The 25807-nt window shown below is 63.9% G+C and carries 24 protein-coding genes and 2 tRNA genes; 13 read left to right on the top strand and 13 right to left on the bottom strand.

Going from position 1 to position 25807, the window contains the following annotated elements; all coding sequences use genetic code 11:
• The first annotated feature begins 17 nt into the window (after positions 1 to 17).
• From trxB to IF809_RS11555, 5 genes are all read left to right on the top strand, one after another.
• Positions 18 to 983, top strand: coding sequence for a thioredoxin-disulfide reductase (gene trxB, locus IF809_RS11575; RefSeq protein ID WP_462837634.1), 966 nt, complete (start codon positions 18 to 20; stop codon positions 981 to 983).
• A gap of 5 nt (positions 984 to 988) precedes the next feature.
• Complete coding sequence (locus tag IF809_RS11570; RefSeq protein WP_164938875.1) at positions 989 to 1912, top strand: LysR family transcriptional regulator; 924 nt, start codon at positions 989 to 991, stop codon at positions 1910 to 1912.
• A 444-nt stretch (positions 1913 to 2356) separates the two neighbouring features.
• Positions 2357 to 3265, top strand: a complete 909-nt coding sequence (locus IF809_RS11565; protein ID WP_462837633.1) for a 4-hydroxy-tetrahydrodipicolinate synthase family protein — start codon at positions 2357 to 2359, stop codon at positions 3263 to 3265.
• A gap of 167 nt (positions 3266 to 3432) precedes the next feature.
• Positions 3433 to 3582, top strand: coding sequence for a hypothetical protein (locus tag IF809_RS11560; RefSeq protein ID WP_164938876.1), 150 nt, complete (start codon positions 3433 to 3435; stop codon positions 3580 to 3582).
• A 119-nt stretch (positions 3583 to 3701) separates the two neighbouring features.
• Positions 3702 to 3872: a hypothetical protein gene (locus IF809_RS11555; RefSeq protein ID WP_462837632.1), complete on the top strand. Its 171-nt coding sequence runs from the start codon at positions 3702 to 3704 to the stop codon at positions 3870 to 3872.
• A gap of 75 nt (positions 3873 to 3947) precedes the next feature.
• Here the strand turns inward: IF809_RS11555 and IF809_RS11550 are convergent, their stop codons facing one another.
• On the bottom strand, positions 3948 to 4625 hold the full coding sequence (locus IF809_RS11550; RefSeq protein WP_025032179.1) for a ParA family protein: 678 nt from the start codon (positions 4623 to 4625) through the stop codon (positions 3948 to 3950).
• Between the two features lie 398 nt (positions 4626 to 5023).
• Complete coding sequence (locus tag IF809_RS11545) at positions 5024 to 5359, bottom strand: hypothetical protein (protein ID WP_462837631.1); 336 nt, start codon at positions 5357 to 5359, stop codon at positions 5024 to 5026.
• Positions 5360 to 5683: 324 nt separating this feature from the next.
• Here IF809_RS11545 and IF809_RS11540 point away from each other — a divergent pair, with 324 nt between their 5' ends.
• The 5 genes from IF809_RS11540 (at position 5684) to IF809_RS11520 (ending at position 10071) form a co-directional block, all read left to right on the top strand.
• Complete coding sequence (locus IF809_RS11540; RefSeq protein WP_462837630.1) at positions 5684 to 6850, top strand: CaiB/BaiF CoA transferase family protein; 1167 nt, start codon at positions 5684 to 5686, stop codon at positions 6848 to 6850.
• A gap of 2 nt (positions 6851 to 6852) precedes the next feature.
• A complete protein-coding gene (locus tag IF809_RS11535; RefSeq protein ID WP_462837629.1) occupies positions 6853 to 7776 on the top strand; it encodes an HpcH/HpaI aldolase/citrate lyase family protein in 924 nt (307 codons plus the stop codon).
• 5 nt (positions 7777 to 7781) lie between these two features.
• Positions 7782 to 8720: an AEC family transporter gene (locus IF809_RS11530; protein ID WP_462837628.1), complete on the top strand. Its 939-nt coding sequence runs from the start codon at positions 7782 to 7784 to the stop codon at positions 8718 to 8720.
• Positions 8721 to 8878: 158 nt separating this feature from the next.
• Entirely contained in the window at positions 8879 to 9214 is a 336-nt protein-coding gene (locus IF809_RS11525) for a hypothetical protein (RefSeq protein ID WP_462837627.1), read from the top strand.
• 128 nt (positions 9215 to 9342) lie between these two features.
• Positions 9343 to 10071, top strand: coding sequence for a class I SAM-dependent methyltransferase (locus IF809_RS11520; protein WP_462837626.1), 729 nt, complete (start codon positions 9343 to 9345; stop codon positions 10069 to 10071).
• Between the two features lie 93 nt (positions 10072 to 10164).
• On the opposite strand, the gene IF809_RS11515 is transcribed toward IF809_RS11520, so the two are convergent.
• Positions 10165 to 11502: a hypothetical protein gene (locus IF809_RS11515; protein WP_462837625.1), complete on the bottom strand. Its 1338-nt coding sequence runs from the start codon at positions 11500 to 11502 to the stop codon at positions 10165 to 10167.
• 388 nt (positions 11503 to 11890) lie between these two features.
• A tRNA-His gene (locus IF809_RS11510) sits at positions 11891 to 11967 on the bottom strand.
• 116 nt (positions 11968 to 12083) lie between these two features.
• Between IF809_RS11510 and IF809_RS11505 the strand changes: the two genes are divergently transcribed.
• Together IF809_RS11505 and IF809_RS11500 are read left to right on the top strand one after the other, a co-directional pair.
• On the top strand, positions 12084 to 12380 hold the full coding sequence (locus IF809_RS11505; protein ID WP_462837649.1) for a type II toxin-antitoxin system HigB family toxin: 297 nt from the start codon (positions 12084 to 12086) through the stop codon (positions 12378 to 12380).
• Complete coding sequence (locus IF809_RS11500; RefSeq protein ID WP_462837624.1) at positions 12380 to 12763, top strand: helix-turn-helix domain-containing protein; 384 nt, start codon at positions 12380 to 12382, stop codon at positions 12761 to 12763. Before IF809_RS11505 ends, IF809_RS11500 begins: the two co-directional genes overlap by 1 nt.
• Before the next feature lie 81 nt (positions 12764 to 12844).
• Here the strand turns inward: IF809_RS11500 and IF809_RS11495 are convergent.
• Positions 12845 to 12921 (bottom strand) — tRNA-His (locus tag IF809_RS11495).
• A 320-nt stretch (positions 12922 to 13241) separates the two neighbouring features.
• Complete coding sequence (locus IF809_RS11490; RefSeq protein ID WP_128968301.1) at positions 13242 to 13676, bottom strand: phasin; 435 nt, start codon at positions 13674 to 13676, stop codon at positions 13242 to 13244.
• Positions 13677 to 14502: 826 nt separating this feature from the next.
• Here IF809_RS11490 and IF809_RS11485 point away from each other — a divergent pair.
• A complete protein-coding gene (locus tag IF809_RS11485; protein WP_462837648.1) occupies positions 14503 to 17841 on the top strand; it encodes a PAS domain-containing protein in 3339 nt (1112 codons plus the stop codon).
• A gap of 7 nt (positions 17842 to 17848) precedes the next feature.
• Here IF809_RS11485 and IF809_RS11480 read toward each other — a convergent pair whose 3' ends face one another.
• The 7 genes from IF809_RS11480 to IF809_RS11450 form a co-directional block, all read right to left on the bottom strand.
• A complete protein-coding gene (locus IF809_RS11480) occupies positions 17849 to 18073 on the bottom strand; it encodes a hypothetical protein (RefSeq protein WP_244659350.1) in 225 nt (74 codons plus the stop codon).
• A gap of 251 nt (positions 18074 to 18324) precedes the next feature.
• Positions 18325 to 20298 (bottom strand): methyl-accepting chemotaxis protein, encoded by a 1974-nt coding sequence (locus IF809_RS11475; protein ID WP_462837623.1) that lies wholly within the window; start codon positions 20296 to 20298, stop codon positions 18325 to 18327.
• Between the two features lie 209 nt (positions 20299 to 20507).
• Positions 20508 to 21680 carry a thiolase family protein gene (locus IF809_RS11470; protein WP_453980515.1) on the bottom strand — a complete coding sequence of 391 codons (1173 nt, stop codon included), beginning with the start codon at positions 21678 to 21680 and terminating at the stop codon, positions 20508 to 20510.
• Between the two features lie 204 nt (positions 21681 to 21884).
• On the bottom strand, positions 21885 to 23474 hold the full coding sequence (gene serA / locus IF809_RS11465; RefSeq protein ID WP_462837622.1) for a phosphoglycerate dehydrogenase: 1590 nt from the start codon (positions 23472 to 23474) through the stop codon (positions 21885 to 21887).
• Positions 23475 to 23693: 219 nt separating this feature from the next.
• Entirely contained in the window at positions 23694 to 24866 is a 1173-nt protein-coding gene (locus IF809_RS11460) for a phosphoserine transaminase (protein ID WP_453980516.1), read from the bottom strand.
• Positions 24867 to 24945: 79 nt separating this feature from the next.
• Entirely contained in the window at positions 24946 to 25152 is a 207-nt protein-coding gene (locus IF809_RS11455) for a hypothetical protein (protein ID WP_128969481.1), read from the bottom strand.
• A 157-nt stretch (positions 25153 to 25309) separates the two neighbouring features.
• Entirely contained in the window at positions 25310 to 25774 is a 465-nt protein-coding gene (locus tag IF809_RS11450; RefSeq protein ID WP_453980518.1) for a GNAT family N-acetyltransferase, read from the bottom strand.
• Positions 25775 to 25807 lie beyond the last annotated feature (33 nt).

Genomic DNA, 25807 nt, shown 5'->3' with positions numbered 1-25807 from the left:
GAAAGGCGTCCATCGAAATGTCCGCTCCTGTTCATGCAAAGGTCGTCATCATTGGCTCCGGCCCCGCCGGCTACACCGCGGCGATCTACGCCGCGCGCGCGATGCTCGAGCCGATCCTGATCCAGGGCATGCAGGCGGGCGGCCAGCTCACCATCACCACCGACGTCGAGAACTACCCCGGCTTCGCCGACGTGATCCAGGGTCCCTGGCTGATGGAACAGATGGAGAAGCAGGCGGTCCATGTCGGCGCCCGGATCGTCACCGACCTCGTCACCAAGCTGGAGACCTCGCAGCGGCCGTTCCGCCTCACCTGTGACTCGGGCGATGTCTATCTCGCCGACACCGTGATCCTCGCAACCGGTGCGCAGGCGCGCTGGCTCGGATTGCCATCGGAAGTGAAATTCCAGGGCGGCGGCGTCTCGGCCTGCGCCACCTGCGACGGCTTCTTCTACCGCAACAAGGAGGTCGTGGTGGTCGGCGGCGGCAATACCGCGGTCGAGGAAGCCCTGTACCTGACCAATCATGCCTCTGAAGTCACCATCGTGCATCGCCGCGACCACTTCCGCGCCGAGCGCATCCTGCAGGAGCGCCTGTTCAAGCACCCGAAGATCAAGGTGGTCTGGGACTCCGCCGTGGACGAGATCTGCGGCACCGAGAACCCGAACAAGGTCACCCATGTCAGGCTGAAAAACGTCAAGACCGGCGCGCTGACGGACCTGAAGACCGACGGCGTCTTCATCGCGATCGGCCATGCGCCGGCGACTGAGCTCGTGAAGGACCAGATCAAGCTGAAACCCTCGGGCTATGTCGAGGTCGCTCCGAACTCGACCGCGACCTCCGTGCCCGGGCTGTTCGCCGCCGGCGACGTCGCTGACGAAACCTACCGCCAGGCCGTGACGGCCGCAGGCCTCGGCTGCATGGCCGCCCTCGAGGCCGAACGATTCTTGGCCCTGCGCGCCAGCGAGCGCGCGGCAGCGGAATAACGATCATGCCTCGAACACGCGACGGATTTACGGACATGGACTGGGACAAGCTGAAGGTGTTTCACGCGGCGGCGGAAGCGGGCAGCTTCACGCATGCGGGAGAGCAGCTCGGCCTGTCGCAATCGGCGGTGTCGCGCCAGGTTTCGGCGCTGGAGCAGGAGCTTTCGGTTTCGCTGTTCCACCGCCACGCCCGCGGCCTGATCCTTACCGAGCAGGGCGACCTGTTGTTCCGCACCGCGCATGACGTGTTCATGCAGCTGCAGGCGGCGCGCGCCAAGCTGACCGACAGCCGCGAGCGCCCGAGCGGCGATCTCAAGATCACCACCACGCCCGGCGTCGGCATCAACTGGCTGATCCCGCGCCTCGGCGAATTCACCGCGCTCTATCCGGAGATCCGGATCTCGCTGATCGTCACCGACGAGGAGCTGGATCTGTCGATGCGCGAGGCCGACGTCGCCATCCGCACCCGCAAACCGACGCAGCCGGATCTCATCCAGCGCAAGCTGTTCGCGATGGGCTTCCACGCCTATTGCTCGCCGGAATACATCAAGCGCTTCGGCACGCCGCGCACGCTGGAAGAGCTCGATGCCCACCGCATCATCTCGCTCTCGGACGGCAACTTTGCGCCCCACTTGCAGAACCGCAACTGGCTGGTCGAAGCAGGCCGCAACGGCTCGGGCCCGCGCGAGGCTTACTTCAAGGTCAACAACATTCTCGGTCTCGTGCGCGCCTGTCAGCAGGGCCTCGGTATCGCGGCGCTGCCCGATTATCTCGTCGAGGAGCAGAGCAAGCTCGTGCAACTGTTCGGTGAATCGGATTCGATCCAGCTCGACACGTACTTTGTCTATCCCGAGGAGCTGAAGACGGTCGCGCGCGTGCAAGTGTTCCGCGACTTCGTGGTGAGCAAGGCGCAGCGCTGGCCGTCCTGATTTCCGCATGTCTGACATGCGGCCTCGGCTGTTGCTGCATGGCGCTCGTCAAGCTCATACTGTTTGCACGCTGAGCCTTCGCGTTGCGCATTTGTCCCCCTCCTCCAGTGGCGCGGGAGTTCAGTAATCCCTCTTGGAAGGTGATTGTGTCGGCCTCACGTGGCCAATACCTAAGCCGGGCCCTTCGGGTCCGGCTTTTTTTCCGTCCAATCAGGCTTTCGCCCTCCGCGTGTATTGACAGTTTCGGGTATACCCCGCATCATTTCCAAATGATCACGAAGTCGTGCGCACTCGTCTCGAAAAAAGGCCCCCATCCGGGGACCGCGGATGCTTGCGCGCTGAGCTGACTTCGTCATCGCGAGCCAATCCCGAAAACCCCGCCACCTGGACGGGGTTTTTTCATGTGCCCTCCGTCTCAGGTTCATCTTGAGAAGGAGAAGGAACATGACTGATTTGCGAACCCATCTGCACGGGCTCTGGCTGCCGCTGGTGACGCCGTTTCGCGATGGCCGCCTCGACGAAGTGTCGCTGCGGCGGCTGTCGCGGCACTACTGCACGCAGGCGATCGACGGCTTCATTCTGGGGGCGACCTCCGGCGAAGGCATGACGCTGCGCGATGCCGAGCTCGAGCGCCTCGTCGCCATCGTCCGCGACGAGATCGCGGCCGTCCGCCGCAACGTTCCGATCGGGCTCGGACTCTCGGGAGCGGACACCTCACGGCTGAAGGACCGTCTCGACGAGACCGCGGACTGGCCGATCGACTTCTATCTGATCGCGAGCCCCTATTACGTGCGACCCTCGCAGCGCGGCATATCAGCCCATTTCGAGGCGCTGGCCGATCATGCCGCCTGGCCGCTCGCGCTCTACAACATTCCCTATCGCTGCGCGGTCGGCATCACCAACCAGACCATGCTGCGGCTCGCGGAGCATCCCAACATCGTCGGCTTGAAGGATTGCGGCGCGAGCCGCGAGCAGTCGATCGCGCTGCTGCGTGACCGGCCGCAGGGCTTCGCCGTGCTCACCGGCGAGGATGCCAATTATTTCGAGGCGCTCAGTGATGGCGCCGATGGCGGCATCTTGCTTTCCGCGCATCTCGAGACCGCGACCTTCGCGGCCGTTCATGCCGAGCTGAAGCGCGGCAACGCCGCAGCGGCAGAGGCGCGCTGGCAGGAGGTCGCGGAGCTGACGCGCCTGCTGTTCACCGAGCCGAGCCCGGCACCGGCGAAGTACTGGTTGTGGCGGTCAGGCCTGATCGACAGCCCCGAGGTGCGCCTGCCCATGGTGGAGGTGAGCAGCGAACTCGCCGCGATGCTCGACCGCGAGATCGAGCGGCGCGTGAAGGTTGCGGCGTAACGCTCGGCGTCGCCTCTCTCCGTAACAACGGGGAGAGGCGGTGAGAGCGTCGCCTTGGTTAACCGGTCGCGAACGGGCTTCGCATCCGCCGCATGACGCATCCACGTCTCGTTTACGCAATGGCGCCTATCGTTCCCCCTCGATGTCGATCAAAAGGGGGAATGACCATGGGGCAACGCGTTCGCCCGACCGCGGCGGAAACCTTCGCGCCTTCCGATCTTTGGCAGGGAATCCTGCTGGTGTCGTCGTTCGGCTTCTGGGCCGTGATGCTCGGCCTGATGCCGGCGCTGCTGTTTCGGGTCTGGCTCGCCGGCTGAGCGGATAGTTAAGCCGGCGTCACAAATGCGCTCAAAATGCGAGCGGCGCTGCAAGCCGGAATCTTAAAATATCCTGCGTATCGTTCGTCCCCATAAGCGAAGAAATCGCGGGGGCGATCATGAATAATCAGAATGATATGGCGTCGCATTACGGCGCCACGCAGTACAGCCTTGACGACGCCGAGCGGCAGGGCTTCTCCACCGAAGACATCATCTGGGCCGTCGGCATCTGGTCGGTGATCCTGACGCTGTCGCCGGTGATCGTGTTCTACATGCTGATGGTGGCGTAACTCACCGTCAGTCCCTGAAAACGCAAAACGCGCGGGACGCCGCGCGTTTGTCGTCCGGGGAATGATTGAATGAAATTATGCCGCCTGCTTGTGCATTGCGCCGGAAGCCGACGCCGTGCCGCGAATTGCTTTCACTGAACGCTCGATTGCCGCCCAAAGTCTCGCAATTTCCTGGGCCGCACGGCTCTCGGCCTGATATTCACGCGCGCCTTCGCCGTGGCTGAGTGCCATCAACAAATCCGAACGATTGGTGATCTGACCGCCCCACACCGGAGCGCGGAACTTGGCCAGCGCCTCGCGGGCGATGGTGACGATCGGGCTCTCGGCTTCGTCGCGCTTGGCCGGCGCACCGTTGAGCACCACCGCGTAGGGCTTGCGCGCCGCGCGGCACATCTGGATGGTTTCCTGCACCGCGTTGACGTCGAACACGCCGGGACGTGCGGGGATCACCACCATGGTGGCGTTCTTGATCGCGTCGTCGACGACGGCCGACAGATTCGGCGGCGTGTCGATCAACACCCATTCATAACCGTCGCGCTTGGCCGCGGAGACGATGCCGCTGACCGAGTTCACGGCCGCCTTGATCGGCGGTTCGTTGGTGCCGCGCAGCTTGTGCCACAGCGTGAGCGAGCCCTGCGGATCCGCATCCACCAGCATCACCTGCTTGCTCGCCTTGATCTGCGCGGCGAGATGTGCAGCCAGGGTACTCTTGCCCGAGCCGCCCTTACGCGATGCAAAAACAATAACGTTCATACCTCTGGCCTCCAGATTGACCCCAGGCCGCGAAAATGAATCACCGCGCTGATTCGGGAAAGAAAAATTTGCCGGCGGGTTCCTCGCCCTCACGAAATAACAGGACATGGCGCATTTGAGTCACACTGCCTTGCGCGACGACGGACCTGAACAGTCATCAATCGCTGTGCACGCGGGCAATCTGTAATGTTTTCGATGCAATCGCGCGGAAAAGTCAGGGCTACAACCTCGCCGCGCAAATCCTTACGGCCGCCTTTTTCATCGCAGACGCGCCATCGCTGCGCGCCGTGCGCTAGCGGCGCGAACAAAACGAGTCCGGTGGCTGTCCTGTGGCTGGTGTGCCCCTCTGTCATTTTGACGCAAGGGGCGTGCGGAGGTTTCAGGCAGGGAACGCGGCGCTAGCCGTCGTCGGTCTTTTTCTTCTTGGCCTTCGGCTTGGTCTTCTTGGCGGCGACCGGCTTGATGTTGGTCGGCCTACCGGCGCGGACCTCGCCCGGCTCCGGCCCGTGGCGGAAGAACACCGCGCATTGCGGCGACAGCTGCGCCTTCTTCTGGATCATGCAGGCGGTGATGGCATCGACGTTGGGAACGAACTCGCCGCACAGCCGCATCGCATCCGGCGTACAGGCCTGCTGCTCCTCGGGCGTGTAGGCAAGGGCCTTGCCCGGCAGGACCAGAGCGGCGAGCGCGAGGCTGGCGGCGGCCAAGGACGTCGTGACGCGAGATACCGGCATCGAACCCCCCAAATGACGAGTCGGAGGCGAGTGTGGGTGAATGGGCGTGCGTTGGCAACGAGGGCGGAGGCGAAAGGTCGGACCTGTGCGGTCTCGGCAACAGGGAGGGGAGCCGCAGGTCCGGCCGCCAATCCGCAAAACAACCCCATGCACAGTAGCCAAGCCGCGACGTCTGCTCCGCAATCGGAAAAATTAGGATTTGTCGAATTCGAATTTGACTCGTCGGGCAAAACAGGGGCATCATGTCAGCCTCAACGACGCGTGGGTGGTCGGCTGGTCTGCTGCGCCGGGTCAAGAAAAATCAGCTGGAGTGGAGGCGATCGCATGGAGGGGAATGGGGCGGAGCTGCCGCTGTCGGGGGTGACGGTGGTCTCGCTGGAGCAAGCGATCGCGGCGCCGCTCGCCAGCCGGCACCTTGCGGACTGGGGAGCCCGGGTCATCAAGATCGAGCGGCCGAGCCCCGGCGATTTCTGCCGCGACTACGACCATGTCATGAACGGCATGTCGAGCCAGTTCGTCTGGACCAACCGGTCGAAGGAGAGTCTGGCCATCGACATCAAGAGCGAGGCCGGCCGCAAGGTGCTCGACGCTCTTTTGCCGCGGGCCGACGTGTTCATCCAGAACCTGGCGCCCGGCGCGGCGGAGCGGCTTGGCCTCGATGCCGCCGCGCTGCTGCGCAAATATCCTGGCATCATCGCCTGCGACGTCTCGGGCTATGGCAGCGGCGGCCCCTACAGCGACAAGAAAGCCTATGACCTGCTGGTGCAATGCGAGGCCGGCGTGCTCGCCGTGAACGGCACCGAGGCCGAGCCCGCCAAGGTCGGGCTTTCCGTGGTCGATATCGCCACCGGCATGTACATCCTCAACGGCGTGCTGATGGCGCTGTATCGCCGCGAGCGAACCGGCAAGGGCACCGCCTTCCAGGCTTCGCTGTTCGACTCCATCACCGACTGGATGAGCTATCCCGCCTTCTACACGCGCAGCACGGGACGGCCGCTGCCGCGAACCGGAGCAAGGCACGCCACCATCGCGCCCTATGGCCCGTTCCAAGTCGGCGACGGCTCTACGATCTTCTTCGGCATCCAGAACGACCGGGAATGGCGCGCGCTGTGCCGCATCGTTCTCGGCGACGAGGGCCTCGCCGACGATCCGAGTTTCCGCACGAATCCGCTGCGCATGCAGAACCGCGACGCGCTGCAGGTCCATATCGAACAGCGCTTTGCTTCCCTGACGGGCGACGAGGTGCTGCGGCTGCTCGATGCGGCCTCGATCGCCAACGCGCATCTGAATTCGGTCGAGGCTTTCCTCGCGCACGAACAGCTCCACGCCCGATCGCGCGTGCAGACGGTCGGCTCGCCCTGCGGGCCGGTGATGAGCTTCCTGCCCGCCCTCACCATTCCGGGGCTCACCCCAAGGATGGATCCTGTCCCTGATGTCGGAGAGCACAATGACGCCATCCTCGCCGAACTCGGCCTGACGAAAGGAAGCTAGAAATGGTCCGTGCTCGGCCGACGCGGGCTTACCTGGCCGTTCCCGCCCACCGCGCCCGCCTGGTCGAGAAGGCCGCCGCTTCGGCGGCCGACGCGGTGTTCATGGATCTCGAGGATGCCGTGCCGCCGTCCGAGAAGGCCGCCGCACTGGACGAAGCGGTGCGGTCGCTCTCCACGCTCGATTGGGGCACCAAGACCGTCGCCGTCAGGCTCAATGCGATCGACAGCGCCTTCATCGATCAAGAAATCCGCGCGCTCGCGTCGCTGGCGAGGCTGGATGCGGTGATCGTGCCGAAGGCGGAGCGTGCGAGTGATGTCTGCTCGATCGCCGATCGGCTGCGGGCCGCGGGCGCGGATCGGCCCGCGCCGGTCGCGCTGGAATTGCTGATCGAGACGGCGCTGGGGCTCGTCAATGTCGACGCGCTGGCCGCATCGCACGAGAGCGTCCGAGCCTTACATCTCGGCGTCGGCGATTTCGCCGCCTCGATCGGCGCACGCTGCTCCGACGTCGGCATCTCGCCGGACGGCTACCGCCAGACCGGAACGGCGCAAACCGGCTACGCCTCCGCGCCGCTCGACCTGTTCGCCTATCCCATGATGCGCGTGCTGGTGGCGGCGCGCGCGTTTGGCCTCCGCGCCATCGACGGTCCGTGCGGCGCGTTCCGCGATGCCAGGTTGACCGAAAGCACCGCGCAGAAGGCCGCCGCGATGGGTTTCGACGGCAAGCAGGTGATCCACCCCGACCAGATCGAACCGACCTTGCGTGCGTTCATGCCGTCCGACGCCGAGCTGGCCCAGGCGCGGCGGATCCTCGAGGCCATGGCGCAGGCCGAAGCGCAGGGACAGGGCGCGGTGACCCTCGACGGCAAGATGATCGATTACGCCAATGTGCGCATGGCGCGCAGGATCATCGAGCTGGGGTCCTAGCGCGCATGGCCACGCTCCTGATCGTCGCGCCGGTGTTTGCGCTGATCGCGGCCGGCTATGCCTCGGTGCTGTTTCGCTTCGTCTCCGAGGGCGCGCACAAGGGCATCTCCGAATTCGCCTTCAGTATCGCGATCCCCGCGCTGTTGTTTCGCACCATCGTGGTGTCGGAATTCCCTGATGTCAGTCCGTGGCACATGTGGGGCGCCTATTACGGCGCGCTGGCGCTGACCTGGATGGCGGCGCTTGTCATCTCCGCCCTGCTCCGCGAGCGCCGCGAGGAGCGCGAGGACGGCGTCGTGTTCGCGATCGGCTCGGTCTACGGCAACATCGTGATGCTCGGCATTCCCCTGGTGCTCTCGGCGCTCGGCAACGAGGCCGCGGGGCCGATGTCGCTGATCCTGTCGGTGAACACGCCGCTGCTGTGGCTCTGCGGCATCTTGCAGATGGAGCTCGTCAGCCGCAAAGGAACGGGCTCGCCTCTCGCGGTGCTGCGCCCGGTGCTCGCCGATCTCGTGCGCAATCCCTTGATGCTGGGGATCGGCTTCGGCGTGATCTGGCGCTTCACCGGCCTCGGCCTTACCCCAGTCGTCGACAGGACGATCGAGCTCTTGGCGCAGGCGGGATCGCCGGCCGCGCTGATCGCGCTCGGCATCAATCTGTTTCGCTTCGAGGTGAAAGGCGAGATGGGAAGCGTCGCCGTGATGTGCGCGCTCAAGCTGCTCGCTATGCCGGCCACCGCTTATCTGCTGGCAAGGCTGCTGGGTCTGCCGCCGGTCGCGAGCGGCGTCATCGTGCTGTTCGCGGCGATGCCGACCGGCGCCAACGCCTACATCTTTGCCGCACAATATCAGCGGCTGGTGAACCCGGTGTCCGGCGCGGTGGCGCTGGGGACGCTGCTGGCGGCGCTGACGCTGCCTGTGGTGGTATGCTGGTGGCGGGGGTGAGGTAGATCGGCCCGCCGCTCGCGGAACTGCGTACTGTTGTCATCAATCTTTAGCTTCCGTAATTCTGCGGGTGCGAAGTCTGCAACACCCGCCGGTCACGCGATCGCCGTTTTGATCTGTCTCAATTCGACTGGGACAGCCGTGATACGGTGGCTCCAGTGATCACCCCAGGCAAATATTCCGTTTGGTTCAAAACGCCGGTCGGCGAAGGCGCCGGCGTGGTCGAGTTTGGTCCTGACGGGAACCTCGGCGGCGGCGACGATACGTTTGCCTATGCGGGACACTGGACGCAGCAGGGAGAGCACTTCAAAGCCACCCTGTCCGCCAAGCGCGTGGTCGCGGGCCCGCCCGGCGTGTTCGGACTGGACGAGATCGACGTGGTCGTATCGGGGCGGTCGGTCGATGGCACGTCGACGGCGTGCACGGGGTTTGCGAAGCAGGCGCCGGGGTTGAGGCTTGAGGTGGAACTGGTACGGATTGTGCGGGAGGGATGACGGCCGTCGCTGTGTTGTTGGCTAGCCAGTACTTAATCGCATGCGCTTTGCAGGATTAGCACTTTCGCGCACAGCCATCGCAATTTCCGCATTCGTGTGGCAGACCACCACCGGGAGCGGAGCAGGTCATGGCACAGAACATCTACGACAATCCGGATTTCTTCTCAGCTTACAGCCAGCTTCCACGCCAAGTGCACGGCCTCGACGGCGCACCCGAATGGCCAGCCCTACGCGGCATGTTTCCCGACATGGCCGGCAGGCGCGCCATCGATCTCGGCTGCGGGTTCGGCTGGGCCTCACGTTGGCTGCGTGAGAATGGCGCCAGGACGGTCCTGGGCGTCGATCTCTCCGAGACCATGATTGCCCGGGCACGGCAGGCCACCGGGGATCCTGCTATCGAGTATCGCATTGCTGATATCGAGACGATCGAGCTTCCTGAAGCGGCCTTCGATTTCGCTTTCAGCTCCCTCACGCTCCACTACGTCAGCGACTTCGCGCGGCTCGCGCGAATGCTCAGTCGTTCTCTGACCACAGGCAGCCATTTCATCTTCTCGATCGAGCATCCGATCTTCATGGCCGCGCGCCATCCCCACTGGATCGTGGATGAAGACGGGCGAAAGACGTGGCCGGTTAATCGCTACGCGATCGAGGGAGAGCGCCGCACCGACTGGTTGGCGAAAGACGTCCTGAAGTATCACCGCAAGATCGCGACGACGCTGACCACGCTGATCCGCGCCGGGTTTACTATTGAAGTCGTCGATGAGTTCGCGCCCTCGGCGCAGCAGATCAGGGAGAATCCGGCGCTGGAAGAAGAGGTGGAACGACCAATGATGCTGCTTGTGTCGGTGCGACGGTAGCAGCATGGGAAGGTTCGGATCGCCCCCACCGCGAGCTTGTGCACTGTAACCGTAATATATAGTTCCCATTCGTCGATGGACGAGGCGTTGTCGCTACGCGGCTTGCCTCTCAATGTAAATCAAACCTGCTCGCCGAAGAGCGTCATCCGAACCCGAGCCCCAAAATTTTATGATCTCAAACTCCCTCCGCGCTCGTGAACCGGTGTACATGCTCAGATCGAGCATGTAGGCATCGAACGCTCTACCAACTCGACCACGATCTCGAACAGTAACGCGCAGCTTGGCACGATGAAGGTATTTGAGATCAACGAGTTCATTGATGGTCTCGGTCTCAGGTGTGGTCAGGTCTTTCTCGACCAGAATGCAGTTTGCATTATTGTCTATGCAGAAATCGACAATCTTGCGGAATACACCCTGCAAGCGATCACGGTCCTCAGTTGTGCCAGTGTCTCTTGTGAAATCCTCCTCTTTGAACGCTCCTTGCTGCCCCGCCGCACGGTTGACATCCTCGACACCGACCTTCGGACCGCGCGCATCTTTACCTCCAAGTAGTCGCTCGCGCGCGACTTGGATAGATTTGCTGAACATCGTAAGGAAGTCGCGGGCAACGCCACCGCTAGCCAAAACCAACCGATCGCGAGCTCCGTCTGCCATTATGTCTGATAGCGAAACGGATGCTTCGGTCGCAAATTGACCAAGGACCTTCAGCAAGAAAGCCTTGGTCACTTCATATCGCTCAAGGGTAACGTCGAGATCGACTTCATCTGCATCGTCGCCCAACTTCATACCTAACGGCGGATGACCATGCACATACCATCGTGAGCGGTGCCTAATTGTCCCAACCTTCAGCCAAAGGTTGGTCCCTTTCGCAATCCTGTGAAAATAATCTACGACGTTGGCCTGATCTTCCAACCGTAGATGGTAGAGGTCGTCAAGCAGTAGATAGGATGGACCGCCCGCTAACGTAGAGAGTCTCACGAAGAGCTGCTGATAGTTCATTATGTGCCGATGAAGCACTTCGATTTTTCTGGACGAATACTCGCTTTGCAATTCCGATCGCGCCTTGTCGCTTTGCGAAGCTGAAAGCTCCGATCCAACAGGCAGGACCTTTCCGGAGATGCTGCCTTTCACGTCATCTGAGCTTTCGGCTCCTTTAGTAGCTTTGAATTTCACTTCCTCTGCGGTATGCAGCAGATGTTCGAGCTCTTTGATAACTTTGCCGAATTCAACCGATAACGCTTTGGTTTCGACCCGGTTGAAGCCGGGCCGGTTTGGAACGGAGCCAAATAGCTTCTTCCAGAAGCTTGTCTTCGTTGAAGGGTTTGTAGCAGCAGTATCGAGCCAAGATTGAAACTCGGAGAAGCTCTTTATAAGGACACTCAGCAAGACGTCAGGGTAGCTGTGCTGCTTAAAAGTCTCGAGATCGACCACGCGATGGGAGTGCGATCCAGCGTCAGGTCTGCGCGAATTTTCTGTAAGAGGCTGGATTTGCCAGAGCCGCGTCGACCAAATATTATGTTGTGCCGCTTGCTTTTTGCCTTTGTGAGAACACCAGGCGTGGGCTCGACAAAATGTCGTACGCCTTCGCGGCTGGCGCGGACTGACTCATCCACAAGCTGGCTCAGCCGTTCCACGGCCGGGGAATCCAAAATTGCTTCGTGCGACAATCGAGTAACGCCCCATGTTGAAAATATGAGCGATACAACCTTAACGAAAGATAACGGATCCTTCCACTAGACTTACTTATGCGTTGCGGTTCGGTGGATAAGGCACCCGAGCGCACGAAGCAGCCAGCGAACGCTCTTGAGTACGATTCCGCTGGTACAGTTGGGTGGGCTCGAACCACCGACCTCCTGTTCCACAGACAGGCGCTCTAACCAACTGAGCTACAACTGCATCCTTGCGAGCCGCGCCTTCGGGCTGGCTTTGAAGGACCAGCGACCGAGGGTGAGACGGCACTGTTCCCATTTTGGGAATTTCTATTGATCCCATTTTGGGAAGGTGCTATGGCAATGAACGTAATCGCCAGGAAGGGCCTCAAGGATTTCTGGGAGCGATATCCAGATGCCGAAAAACCTCTCAGCACCTGGTATCAAATCGTGTCCAAGGGGACTTGGGGCTCGCCCGCGGATTTGAAGAGGGCGTTTGGAGCCAATGTCGACTTCGTCGGAGACAGCAGAGCCATCTTCGATATAGGTGGAAATAAATACCGCCTCATCGTTCACTTTGCGTATCTGCACAAAGCCGCCCTCATCAAGTTCGTCGGTACGCACAAAGACTACGACAAGATCAATGCGGAGACGGTGTGATGATGGATGTTCGGCCTCTCCATAACGAAGACGACTACATCTGGGCGACTGGCGAGATCACGCGTTATTTCGAGGCTCAGCCCGCAATCGGCACGCCCGAGAGCGACAGGTTCGAGGTGCTCGCAACGCTCGTCCGGGCGTACGAAGACACGCACTTCGAAATTCCACATGTCGATCCAGTGGAGGTCCTGGAGTTCGCGATCCACTCCATGGGAAAAACTCAGGCCGGCCTGAGCGAACTCATCGGACGCAATCGCGCGTCCGAGATCCTGAATCGCGTTCGCCCGCTGACGCTCGACATGATCCGCACAATCAGCGCTGAATGGCATATCCCCATTGAGCTGCTGACTTCACCGTATGAATTGGCCAGGGCTCACGCGTAGTGATTTCCGCTACGCGCGTGCGGCCAAGCTGCCGAAAACCAGCGCAAGCTTCAGCTCAACGGCTTTTCTGAGACACAGCGCTGGTACAGTTGGGTGGGCTCGAACCACCGACCTCCTGTTCCACAGACAGGCGCTCTAACCAACTGAGCTACAACTGCATCCTTGCGAGCCGCGCCTTGGATGGCCTGAAAAGGCCTGATGCCGAGGGGGCTGGACGGGGCGGAAACTAGGTGCAACGGGGGTTTTTGGCAAGGCCGCAGAGGGCGTTATTTGCCTCCAAAAGCGCGATGAAAATCGCGGGATTCGAGCGGCTGGCGGTGGTTTACCTCGTGGGACCTGAACCCCTCACCCGGATCCCGCCGGACGATGCTTCGCATCGCCGGGGCCGTGCCGACCTCTCCCTTTGGGAGGGGTGAAGAAAGAAAAAACCCGGGCTGGTGGGCCCGGGTTTCCTGATTGGGTCGATCCGCCGGTTTGATCAGGCGGCGGGATTGTAGAGCTTGGAGGCGCCGGCCTTGATCGGCTCGGCGGTCTCGGCGGCGACGCGCTGGGTCAGCTCGACGAGCTCCTTGGCCTGGGCCTGGAAGGTCTCGAGCTGGGTCTTGGCGTGGCCGGTCCAGAGCTGGAAGGCGTCGGTCGGCGATTTGGTGCCGAGCAGCTCCTGGGCGAAGTCGAGGTGCGCCGTGGTGTTGGCCTTGGCGAATTCCATCAGCTTGGCGGTGTACTCGCTCACGCCCTTGCTCGCCGAGGCGAACACGGCCTCGACGGTGCCGTTGTGGGTTTCGGCGGCGTCCTTGAACTTGGCGTAGGTCTCGCGGGCCTGCGACACGCCCTTTTCGGCGAACGCACGCATCTGCTCGGGAACCTCGAACGGGATGATCGAGGCAGAAAACGGATCAGTCGCACCTGTCATGGTTGGTCCCTCTCGATAATGAAAAAATGGAGTGAGCCTTCTGGCGCGCCCGCCGGCCCAATCGGGGGCCATTTCTTGTTACGAGGTGGCGGGTACGAAAGACTGGATACGCAAAACAAACGAGATGTCTCGTCCAGCGCCCAGCAATATCGCTGCCTAACATGTCAACATTGTGCAGCGCAATGCATGCGCGGGGTGCGTTGCGATAATTTAATCTCAAGGCGAGGTTCCTGCGGCGGGGAACCGGGGGTTGCGGGATCTCGCTTGCGGGCCGGACTCCATTAAGCGGCAGCGACCGGCCAAAGCACCCACTCTTTCCGTTTCCCTCCCCCCTTGTGGGGTCCGAGGCGAGCGAAGCTCGCTCTCGAGGTCAGGGAGGGGGGCCCACACGGGGATTCTCTCGGTTGGCCTGCTACGTTCTATCCATCGACAACGGATACCGATTGCTGGGCCACCCCTCTCCCTAGCCCTCCCCCACAAGGGGGGAGGGAACGCACCCTTGTTGGGGCGCGAGGATTGCCCCCGTCAGCTTCAATGTTTCGCCTTGGTCGCATCGATCGCGGCGCGGCTGACGATACATCACCTCGGTAACGTCCTTGGCGTGGAGCAGCGACTGAGCGTCGGGCGCGCCCCGCGGATTCCTGCGGATGCAGCGGTCGCGCGGCTTGCGGGTTCGGCCACATTAAGGTTATCGCGGCATTGGGACACCCCTCATAGGCTGGGCCGTGGACCTGCCCGCGCCCACGGGCGATACTAACCCTTTCTTAAGGCTGCCATTCCGGTCAGCCCGGCGTGACGCGTGACAGCGAGACCTGAAGCCTTCCCGATGACCAATTCGGATTTCCAGTTGCGAGGCGTCGGCGATCCCAGGCTGTCCGTGCATGCGACCTCACCCCTGCCGGCCTGGCTGTGGTCGCCCGACGGCACGCGGGTGCTGTGGGCCAATCCGGTCGGCGCGACATTCTTCGGCGCGGCGCATGCGGCTGCGCTTGCGCAAAAGACCTTCGGCCCCGCCGACGTCCATCGCCGCCAGGTCGCCCGGCTCGGTCGCCTTCTGTCCGCGAGCGGCGCCGCCAGGCTGGAGCGGTTGCGCGGCTTCGGTGCGAAGTTAGGTGCGCTGATGACCTGCGCCTGCGCACGGCTCTCCTTTGCCGACGGGAGCGAAGGCGTGCTGGTCACCGCGATGGATGCAGCCGCGCGCAGCATGCCGCTGGTCGAGCGGCTGCATCGCCTGGTCGACGGTGCTGACGTGCCGATGGCGGCGTTCGCGCCAGATGGCATGTTCGCCGGCGCCAGCGAGGCGGCACGCGCCCTGCTCGGCTTTCGCGATCTCGGCGACGCCGGGCTCGAGCAGGCGCGCAGCGACGCACTGAGCAAAGGCCGCGTCGAGATGCCGATCGGCATCGGCAAGATGGTGCTGCAACGGGTCGGCGCCGGCGCCGATGTCGGTCTGGTCGCGCTGATCGAGCCCGCGGTGGCGCAGGCTGCCGAGAGCGTGCCCGAGGCTGCGCCCGATGCGCCGCCCGAGCCGGCGCAACAGGAGATGCCAGCGGCGGACGCGCATGATTCCGGGATCGCGTTGTTCGACCCGTTCGCTGAGCCGGCCGAGACGCCCGCGCCCACCGAGACGCCGGTCCCCACAGAGACGCCGCCACCCGAACCGGCAGTCGAAACGGTAGCGGAAACGCCGGTTGAAAACCCGCCTGAAGCCATCGTGCCGCCGCAAGCTGCGCCGATCACCTCACCCATGGTCGAGCCGCAGCCCCGAGCGGAGACACCGCGCCAGCATCCGCTGCGTTTCCTCTGGCAGATGGATGCGGAGGGGCGCTTTGTGCTGGCTCCGGGCGAATTCATCCGCCTGATCGGCGCGCACACCGCCGCCCGCTTCGGCCGGCCCTGGCGCGAGATATCGGAGGAATTTGCGCTCGACCCCGACGGGCGCGTCGCGCAGGCGCTCGCCAGCCACGACACCTGGGCTGGCATCACCGTGAACTGGCCGGCCGACGGCGGCGAACATCTGGCGGTCGAGCTGGCCGGCCTGCCGGTCTACGACAGCGTGCGCAACTTTGCCGGCTTCAAGGGTTTTGGCGTCTGCCGCGATCTCGATGCGCTCAACCGGCTCGATGCGCTCCGGCGGTTTGAGCTGCTCGCCGGTGAGCACGGCCCTGCCGAGGATGTGGTCGAGCCCGAAACCGAAGCACCTGCGGTCGAGGCATCGCCGCCGCCGGAGCCTGAACCGCCGACTGCAATTGAGCCCGAACCGCCCGCACTCTTCACCGAAGCGAATTCACACCCAACCGAGCCGGAAACATCAGTGGAAACGCCTCCAAATGTCGTGCCGTTCCGCGCACCCGGTGATCTCAAGTCACAAACCGACCAGAGACCGCCGACGCTGACGCCGGTCGAGAACAGCGCGTTCAACGAGCTGGCGCGGCAATTGTCCGAGCGGCTCGAACGCGAGCGCGAGCAGATGGCCTCCGTCGCGGCCGAGCCGCCGGCGGACGAGATCGCGCCTGAAGCGGTGATGCCGCGTGATGCGGTCATCACGGAGCCCGCGATCTCGGAGCTCGCCGCGCCGCCCGCCGCCGCGGCCGAATGGCTGACTGAGCCGGCGCCGCCCGCGCGCGGCGACAGCGCCCGCGACCGGACGCTGCTCGATCTGATGCCGACGGGCATCCTGATCTACCGGCTCGATCGCCTGCTCTACGCCAACCCCGCCTTCCTCGCGCGCATGGGCTATGCCGATCTCGCCGCGCTGGAAGAGGCCGGCGGGCTCGATGCGCTCTATGTCGAGCCGGGTGTTTCCGCGGCCAGCAGCACGTCGCAATCGGGCACGCCGGTGACGATCAGCGCGACCGTCGCTGACGGCGAAGCGCCGCTGGCGACCACGGATGCGCATCTGCACACGATCGACTGGAACGGCGAAAGCGCGCACGCGCTGATCTGCGCGCTGCCGCAAGTAGCGCCCGTCGTCGTGGCGCCGGTGGCTGCGCCGCCAGTCGCCGCCGAGACCGAGGTCGACGAGCCCGTCATCTTCGCGCCCGAGCCGGAGGCGGGCGAAGCCGAGGCGGAAGATCTCGCCGCGATCCTCGACACCACGGCCGAGGGCATCGTGATGTTCGATGCCGAAGGCAACATCCACGCCTGCAACCGCAGCGCCGAGGCGCTGTTCGGCTATGACGGCGAGGCGCTGCTGCAGCAGAATTTGCTGACGCTGTTCGCGCCCGAGAGCCAGCAGGTCGTGATGGATTATCTCAACAGCATCAGGAGCCAGGACATCGCGAGCCTGCTCGACCACGGCCGCGAGGTGCTGGGCCGCGAAATGAAGGGCGGCGTGCTGCCGCTCGCCATGATCATGGGCCGCACGCGGCCCGACGGCCCGAACTTCTTCGCCGTGTTCCGCGACCTGTCACACGCGAAGAAGGGCGAGAGCGAGCTGACGCAGGCGCGACGCATGGTCGACGGCGCGGCGAATGCCAAGGCCGACATGCTGGCGCGGATCAGCCACGAGATCCGCACGCCGCTCAACGCCATCATCGGCTTTGCCGAGGTGATGATCTCCGAACGCTTCGGCGCGCTCGGCAACGAGCGCTACGGCGAATACATGAAGGACATCCGCGCCTCCGGCGAGCGGGTGATCACCATCATCGACGATCTGCTCGAGCTGTCGCGGATCGAGACCGGCAAGCTCGATCTGAATTTTGCCAATGTGAATCTCAACGACCTGGTCGAAGCCTGCGTCACCGTGATGCAGCCGCAGGCCAATCGCGAGCGCATCATCATCCGCACCTCGCTCGCGCATGCGCTGCCGCAGGTGACGGCGGATGCGCGCGCGCTGCGTCAGGTGACGATGAATCTGATCTCGAACTCCATCAAACTGGCGAGTGCCGGCGGCCAAGTCATCGTCTCCACCGCGCTCAACGACCGCGGCGAGATCGCGCTTCGCATCCGCGACACCGGCCACGGCCTCAGCGAGACGGAAGTCGCCGCCGCCATGGAGCCGTTCCGCACCCCGCCGCCGGGCGACGCCGCCGACAGTTCCGCGCTCAGCCTGTCGCTGACCAAGGCGCTGGTCGAAGCCAACCGCGCCCAGTTCAACATCAAGAACGCCGGCCAGGGCACGCTGATCGAGGTGACGTTCGCGCCGGTGACGGCAAGGGCGTAGCAAGAACCTAGCGCTTCGCCGGCGGGCCGCTCTTGTTGCCGGGCAGGCCCTTGATGTTCGACGGGTCCTGCTCCTGCACGGTGGGATTCTGCGTGGCCGCGCCGACGGTTCCCGACTTCGCGGGCGGACCGTTCTTGTTGCCGGGCGCTCCCGCGATTCCGGCGCCTGAATTCTGCGCGCTGGGCGATGTGGCAGCACCACTGGTCTTGTCAGCGCTGCGGTCTCCCGGCATGGACGTCGCCGCACCCGGCTTGTCCTGGTCTCCGACATAGCCCGAGGCGCCGGAATTCTGCGTCTTGATGCCCTTGTCGGCCTCGTTCTGCACGTTCTGGTTCTGCGCCATCGCCGGCCCGGCCAGCAGCGGAGCCGTCAGAAGGATAGCTGCCATTATCGTCCGCATGAGCGTTCTCCTCGACCTCGCCCCGTCGCGCTTAACGCCCGGCGACGCAAAGATTTCCGAGCCGACGCGAATAAGCTTGGCGCCTATGCCGCGCGCACCGTCTCCAGGAACTTGCCGACCTCGAACTTGAGGCGGTTGCTGTCGCCGGACAGGGATTTCGCCGCCGACAGCACCTGCGTCGACGCCGAGCCGGTCTCGACCGCGCCCTGCCTGACATTGCTGATATTGGCGCTGACCTGCGTGGTGCCGGCCGCCGCGCTCTGGACGTTGCGCGAGATCTCGCTGGTCGCGGCGCCCTGCTGTTCGACGGCGGATGCGATGGTGGACGAGATCTCGGACAGGCGCTCGATCGTGCCGCCGATCGTCCTGATCGCGCCGACGGACTCGTTGGTGGCGCCCTGGATGCTCGCGATCTGCTGACCGATCTCGCCGGTCGCCTTCGCGGTCTGCTCGGCCAGCGCCTTGACCTCGGACGCGACCACGGCGAAGCCGCGCCCCGCCTCGCCGGCGCGCGCGGCCTCGATGGTGGCGTTGAGCGCCAGAAGGTTGGTCTGGCCGGCGATGGCGTTGATGAGCTCGACCACGTCGCCGATCCGCGCGGCCGCCCTCGACAATTCGCCGACGCGATCGTTGGTCTGGCCCGCCTGGCTGACGGCCTCGCCGGCGATGCGCGCGGACGCCTGCACCTGGCGGCTGATCTCGTTGACGGAAGCGGTCAGCTCTTCCGCCGCCGATGCCACCGACTGCACGTTGGTGGCGGCCTCTTCCGAGGCGGCCTCGACCAGCGTGGCAAGCTCGGTCGACCGGCCCGCGGTCGAGGTCAGCGAGGTCGCCGACGCCTCGAGTTCGGTGGCAGCGGAGGACACAGTCTCGACGATCTCGCCGATGGCGCCCTCGAAATCGTCGGCCATCCTGATCATGTCGGCGCGGCGGCGCTCGGCGGCGAGCCTGTCCTGTCTGATCTTCTCTTCGGCTTCCTCGCGCGCCTTCTGCTCGGCGTTGATCTTGAACGTCTCGACGGCCTGCGCGATCTCGCCGATCTCGTCAGGGCGGCCGAGGCCGGGCAGCACGATGGCGAAATTGCCCTTGGCCAGCTCGATCATCGCCGCCCGCATCAAAGCGAGCGGTTGCGAGACCGAGCGGCCGATGAAGACACCGAGACCCAGCACGGCACAGGCGATGAGCGCGATCGCCACCGCGATCCAGAACTGGATGCTGGCGCGCTCGGTCTCGTTGAGCCGGTCGGCCTCGACGCGCATGCCTTCGACCGATTGCGAGACCTGCTCGATGACGGGCTCGACCGCCGCGAACGCTTCCGACATCGCCTTCAATTCCGTCGCAAGCTTGAGCGCCGTCTCCATCCAGGCGGAGAAGTCGCGTTGATAGTCCGATAGCTTCGCGCGCAGCTCGGCCTTGGCGGCCTCGGGAACGGCGGCGGCGTCGACGGTACTTGCGAATTCCGACGCGCGCTTCTTCATCTCGCCGCCGTATTTGGCATCGCGACGCAGCATGAAATCCTTCTCGTGCCGGCGCATCATCAGCATGATCACCTTGAGCGGCGCATCATGCAGCTGATCCACCTTGCTCTCGATGTCGTGGACGGAAGCGCGCAGGCGTCCCTCGAGGCCTGAATTCTCGTCGAGACCGAGACGCTGCCGCTGCTCCACCACCGCGTCGAAGCGGGCTTGATAGGTCTTCAGCGACGACTTCATCGCGTCGATCTTCTGCACCAGCTCGACTTTGCCGAGGGCCGCAATCCTGTCGCGAAGCTTCTCGATGTCGAGGGCAACCTGGTTGCCGATCTCGATCTGGCGCTGGACCTTGCCTGCATCGTTGCGCAGCAGGAAATCCTTTTCGGCGCGGCGGCCTTCGAGCACCTCGACCGCGATCCGCCCGTTCAGCTCGGAGATCCCGCGCGCATTCTCGGCGACGGCGCGCGACAGGCCCATCGCCCGCTCGCCGTAGAGATGAATACCGCCGATAAGGAGGACACCGGCGAGGCCGATGACGCCGATCGCCGTGATCTTGTGGGTGAGACGAAGAGAGAGGAGCCGCATCTTGGTCGCCAAGCCAGTTGGGATGGATGCGGTTGATGAGACGCTAACCCGTAAAAGCTTCCGTTAATTTGCGGACACGTACTAATACGTGTATTCCGCCACAAATACTCCCTTTATGCACGGCGGCGTGCACAAGAGTGGTCGCATGAAAAAACACGGCGCTCATCGCGCCGTGTTCCCATCTTGAAAGGTCCGGTGAGGCAATCGCCTCAGCTGTAGATCTCGAACAGGCCGGCGCCGCCCTGGCCGCCGCCGATGCACATGGTCACGACGCCCCACTTCGCCTTGCGGCGCGCGCCTTCCTGGAGGAGGTGGCCGGTGAGGCGGGCACCGGTCATGCCGAACGGATGGCCGATCGCGATCGAGCCGCCGTTGACGTTGTACTTGGCCGGATCGATGCCGAGCTTGTCGCGCGAATAGAGGCACTGGCTGGCGAAGGCTTCGTTGAGCTCCCAGAGGTCGATGTCGTCGATCTTCAGGCCGTGACGCTTGAGCAGCTTCGGCACCGCGAAGATCGGACCGATGCCCATCTCGTCGGGCTCGCAGCCCGCCGCCGCCCAGGCGACGAAGCGGCCGAGCGGCTTGAGGCCGCGCTTCTCCGCGTCCTTGGCCTCCATCAGCACCACGGCCGCGGCGCCGTCGGAGAGCTGGCTGGCATTGCCGGCGGTGACGAATTTGCCCGGGCCCTTCACCGGCTCGAGCTTTGCCAAGCCTTCCAGCGTGGTCTCGGGGCGGTTGCATTCGTCGCGATCGACGACATAGTCGACGATGCTCTCGGCCTTGGTCGCCTTGTCGACGACCTTCATCTTGGTCTTCATCGGGACGATCTCGTCCTTGAACTTGCCGGCCTGCTGCGCGGCCGCCATGCGCCGCTGCGATTCCAGCGAATATTCATCCTGGTATTCGCGGCTGAGCTTGTAGCGCTCGGCGACGATGTCGGCGGTGTCGATCATCGCCATGAAGATGTCGGGCGCGGTCTTGAGCAGGTCCGGATCGACAGCTTCCTTGGGCAGAGGCCCGCCGGGAATCGAGATGCTCTCGACGCCGCCGGCAACGATGCAATCGGCGCCGTCGGAGCGGATCGAGTTCGCGGCCATCGCGATGGTCTGCAGCCCCGAGGAGCAGAAGCGGTTCACCGAGACGCCACCGGTCGACTTCGGCAGGCCCGCGAGCAGCGCCGCCTGGCGGCCAATGTTCGGCGCGCCATGGGCGCAATTGCCGAGATAGCAGTCCTCGACATAATCCTTCTCGACGCCGGCGCGGTCCACCGCATGATGAATGGCGTGCGCCGCGAGCGACATCGGCGGCGTGATGTTGAACCCGCCGCGGCCGGATTTCGCCAGGCCCGTGCGCGCATAGGAAACGATGACAGCTTCACGCATTGTTTTCTCCCTTGTCGAATGTCTTGAACGGAGCGTTCTGGCGCCATTGGTACACTGAGATAGCCGGCTGCGGAAAACAAAAACGCCGCCTCCGATGAAGGAGACGGCGTTGTTCCGCGGGTCGGAATATATCGGCGACAGGCAATACGGAATCCCGCTCTGCCGGCTCGCTGTGTCACCTCTCCCTTCGGGAGAGGTGAAGGATCAGAACGTCAGCGCCTTGACCTGCTTGACCTGCGGCAGGGTCGCCACCTTGGCGAGCAGGTCGGCCGGCACCGCGCCGTCGACCTCGACCAGGGCAATGGCATCGCTGCCGGGCGCGACGCGGCCGAGATGGAAGGTCGCGATGTTGAGCTTGGCGTCGCCCAAGAGGCTCGCGAACTTTCCGATGAAGCCCGGCTTGTCCTCGTTGGTGACATAGATCATCGACTTGCCGAACTCTGCGTCGACGCGGATGCCCTTGACGTCGACCAGCCGCGGCTTGCCGTCGTGATAGACGGTGCCGGAGACCGAGCGCTCCTGGCGTTCGGTCGCGACCGTGACGGTGATCAGGCTCTCATAGTCACTCTGCGCGGCGCGCGTCACCTCGTCCACCACCATGCCGCGCTCCTTCGCGACGACGGGCGCGGACACGACGTTGACCTCACCCAGCATCGGCCGCAACAGGCCGGAGAGCACCGCGGAAGTCAGCGCCTTGATCTTCATTTCGGCGACGTGACCCTCATAGGTGATCGTGACCTTCGAGATGCCGGTGTCGGTAAGCTGGCCGGCGAACGAGCCGAGCTTCTCGGCGAGCGTGATGAACGGTTTCAGCTTCGGCGCTTCTTCCGCGGTGATGGACGGGAAGTTGATCGCATTGGAGATCGCGCCGGAGATGAGGTAATCCGACATCTGCTCGGCGACCTGCAACGCGACGTTCTCCTGCGCTTCCGTGGTGGAAGCGCCGAGATGCGGCGTGCAGATCACGTTGGGGTGGCCGAACAGCACGTTCGAAGTCGCGGGCTCCTCGACGAAGACGTCGAAGGCGGCGCCGGCGATGTGCTTGGCGTTGAGCGCATCGACCACGGCCTGCTCGTCGACGAGACCGCCGCGGGCGCAGTTGATCAGGCGCACGCCCTTCTTCATCTTCGCGATCGCGGCCGCATCGATGATGTTCTTGGTCTTCTCGGTCAGCGGGGTGTGCAGCGTGATGAAATCGGCCCGCTTGAGCAGGTCATCGAGCTCGACCTTCTCGACGCCGATGTCCTTGGCGCGCTCCGGCGACAGGAACGGATCGAACGCGATCACCTTCATGCGCAGGCCGAGCGCGCGGTCGGCGACGATCGAGCCGATATTGCCGCAACCGACCACCCCTAACACCTTGCCGGTGATCTCGACGCCCATGAAGCGGTTCTTCTCCCACTTGCCGGCCTGGGTCGAGGCGTCGGCCTGCGGGATCTCGCGGGCGAGCGCCAGCATCAGCGTAATCGCGTGCTCGGCCGTCGTGATCGAATTGCCGAACGGCGTGTTCATCACGATGATGCCCTTGGCCGTGGCAGCCGGGATCTCGACATTGTCGACGCCGATGCCGGCGCGGCCGATCACCTTGAGGTTGGTGGCCTTCTCAAGGATCTTGGCGGTCGCCTTGGTCGCGGAGCGGATCGCAAGGCCGTCGTAATTGCCGATGATTTCGGCGAGCTTGTCCTTGTCCTTGCCGACGTTGGGCTGGAAGTCGACCTCGATGCCGCGATCCTTGAAGATCTGCACGGCAGCGGGCGAGAGCGCGTCGGAAATGAGAACTTTGGGTTTGGTCATGGGGATGTGTCCTTCACCGTCCCTAGGGGAGGATCGGCCCCAGGGGGAAAACATGAGTGACTTGGAAGCTTGTTGCTCTCCCTCTCCCCGTTCTTACGGGGAGAGGGTTGGGGTGAGGGGCAGCCACAGGCGACCTGCTCGTGCAGAGAGCTCCTCACCCGGATCGCTGCGCGACCCGGCCTCTCCCCGTAAGAACGGGGAGAGGCGAAGAACGAAAACTTATGCCGCCTTGGCGAGCTGCGCCTTGGTCTCGGCAAAGGCCCAGTCGATCCACTGCGTCAGCAGCTCGACGTCCCTGGCTTCGACCGTGGCGCCGCACCAGATGCGCAGGCCTGCCGGCGCATCCCGGTAATAGGCGAAGTCGTAGCCGGCGCCTTCCTTCTCGACGAGGGCGACCAGCTTCTTGGAGAACTCGGCCTGCGCGTCGTCCGACAGCGAGGTGATCGCCGGATCGGTGAATTTCAGGCACACCGAGGTGTTGGAGCGGATCGCGGCATCCTTGGCCAAGAAGTCGATCCAGGGCGTCTTCGCCTTCCAGTCGGCCAGCACCTTGGTGTTGGCATCGGCGCGGGCGATCAGCGCCTTGAGGCCGCCGATCGACTTGGCCCAGTTCAACGCGTCGAGATAGTCCTCAACGCAGAGCATCGACGGCGTGTTGATGGTCTCGCCGACGAAGATGCCCTCGTTGAGCTTGCCACCCTTGGTCATGCGGAAGATCTTCGGCAGCGGCCAGGCCGGCTTGTAGGTCTCGAGCCGCTCCACCGCGCGGGGCGACAGGATCAGCATACCGTGCGCGGCTTCGCCGCCGAGCGCCTTCTGCCAGGAGAAGGTGACCACGTCGAGCTTGGCCCAGTCGAGCGGTTGCGCGAACGCGGCGGAGGTCGCGTCGCAGATGGTCAGGCCTTCGCGGCTCGCGCTGATCCAGTCGGCATTCGGCACGCGCACGCCTGACGTGGTGCCGTTCCAGGTGAAGACCACGTCGCTCTTGGGATCGACCTTGGAGAGATCAGGAATTTCACCATAGCCGGCGTTCAGCTTGGTGACGTCCTTGAGCTTCAATTCCTTGACGATGTCGCTGACCCAGCCTTCGCCGAAGGATTCCCAGGCGAGTGTGGTGACGGGCCGTGCGCCGAGCAGCGACCACAGTGCCATCTCGACCGCGCCGGTATCGGATGCCGGTACGATGCCGATGCGATAATCGGCGGGCACTTCAAGCACTTCGCGCGTCAGATCGATCGCGAGCTTGAGCTTGGTCTTGCCGACCTTCGCGCGATGCGAACGGCCGAGCGCTGCGTCTTTGAGATTTTGGGCGTTCCAGCCGGGGCGCTTGGCGCAGGGGCCGGAAGAAAAATGCGGCACGGTCGGCCGCGAAGCGGGCTTCGCTACAGTCATGATCTACCCTTCCAGATAGTAAGCCTCCCGTTGGGGGGAGGTGTCCCGCCGCGGCTGATACGGGAATCGGGTAGACCAGTCAAGAAACTTCCGGCGGCTCACGGCGGAGTGAAGGTAATTCCGGCGCGATGTCAGGGCTTTCCACGGCAGCGAGCGCGTTCAGCAAGTCCGTGGCTTCGCTGATCAATTGCGCGGCACGGCGGCGACTGCCGACTTTCAAAATGCATTTGTCATTGGCCTGCACAACGTAATCGTTGCCGACCTTGATCATGGAATAGCTTGTCATCGAAATCCCCGAACCGCCCGAGCCGGGTGTCTGACGCTGCGTAGCACCGTTCGTTCCTGGTTCCACATGAAGGTCGAACGGGTAGTTTATCAGCTGTTAAGATGAACGAATGCGCGATCCGAATTTGCTGATGGCGCAACGGCCGCGGCGCACTGCCTCAAAAGCGGACAGTCATGCCGACGTGACTCGCTGTGAATCCGAGCCGCTTGTAAAAACGCTGCGCATCCGTTCTCGTCTGATGCGTCAGCAGTTCGACGAGATTGCAGCCGCGCGCCTTTGCTTCCGCCACCGCCCACCGCACCAGATGTTCGCCGATGCCGCGGCTGCGACAATCGGCGGCAACGCGGACATCCTCGAGCAGACCGCGAAGGCCGCCTTGCGAACTGATGCCTGGGAGCACCGCGAGTTGCAGGCAGCCGACCACCCTGCCCTCGCTCTCGGCAACCACGAGCGTAAGATTGGGATCGCGCTCAACCCGCTCGAACGCCTGATCATAGACGGCGGGAAGCGGATCCTCGAGGCGCTCGCGCCCGCGCCCGAGGTGATCGTCGGCGAGCATCGCCACGATCGCGGGGACATCCCCGCGGCGCGCGGGGCGGATGGTGACGGACTTATCGTTCATCAGACAACTCCAGGGCTCGGCACGAACGGCTCG

The organism is Bradyrhizobium sp. UFLA06-24 (assembly GCF_054967145.1).
Note: the sequence above shows the minus strand (reverse complement) of the source record. Positions and strands in the feature narration are given on the sequence as shown.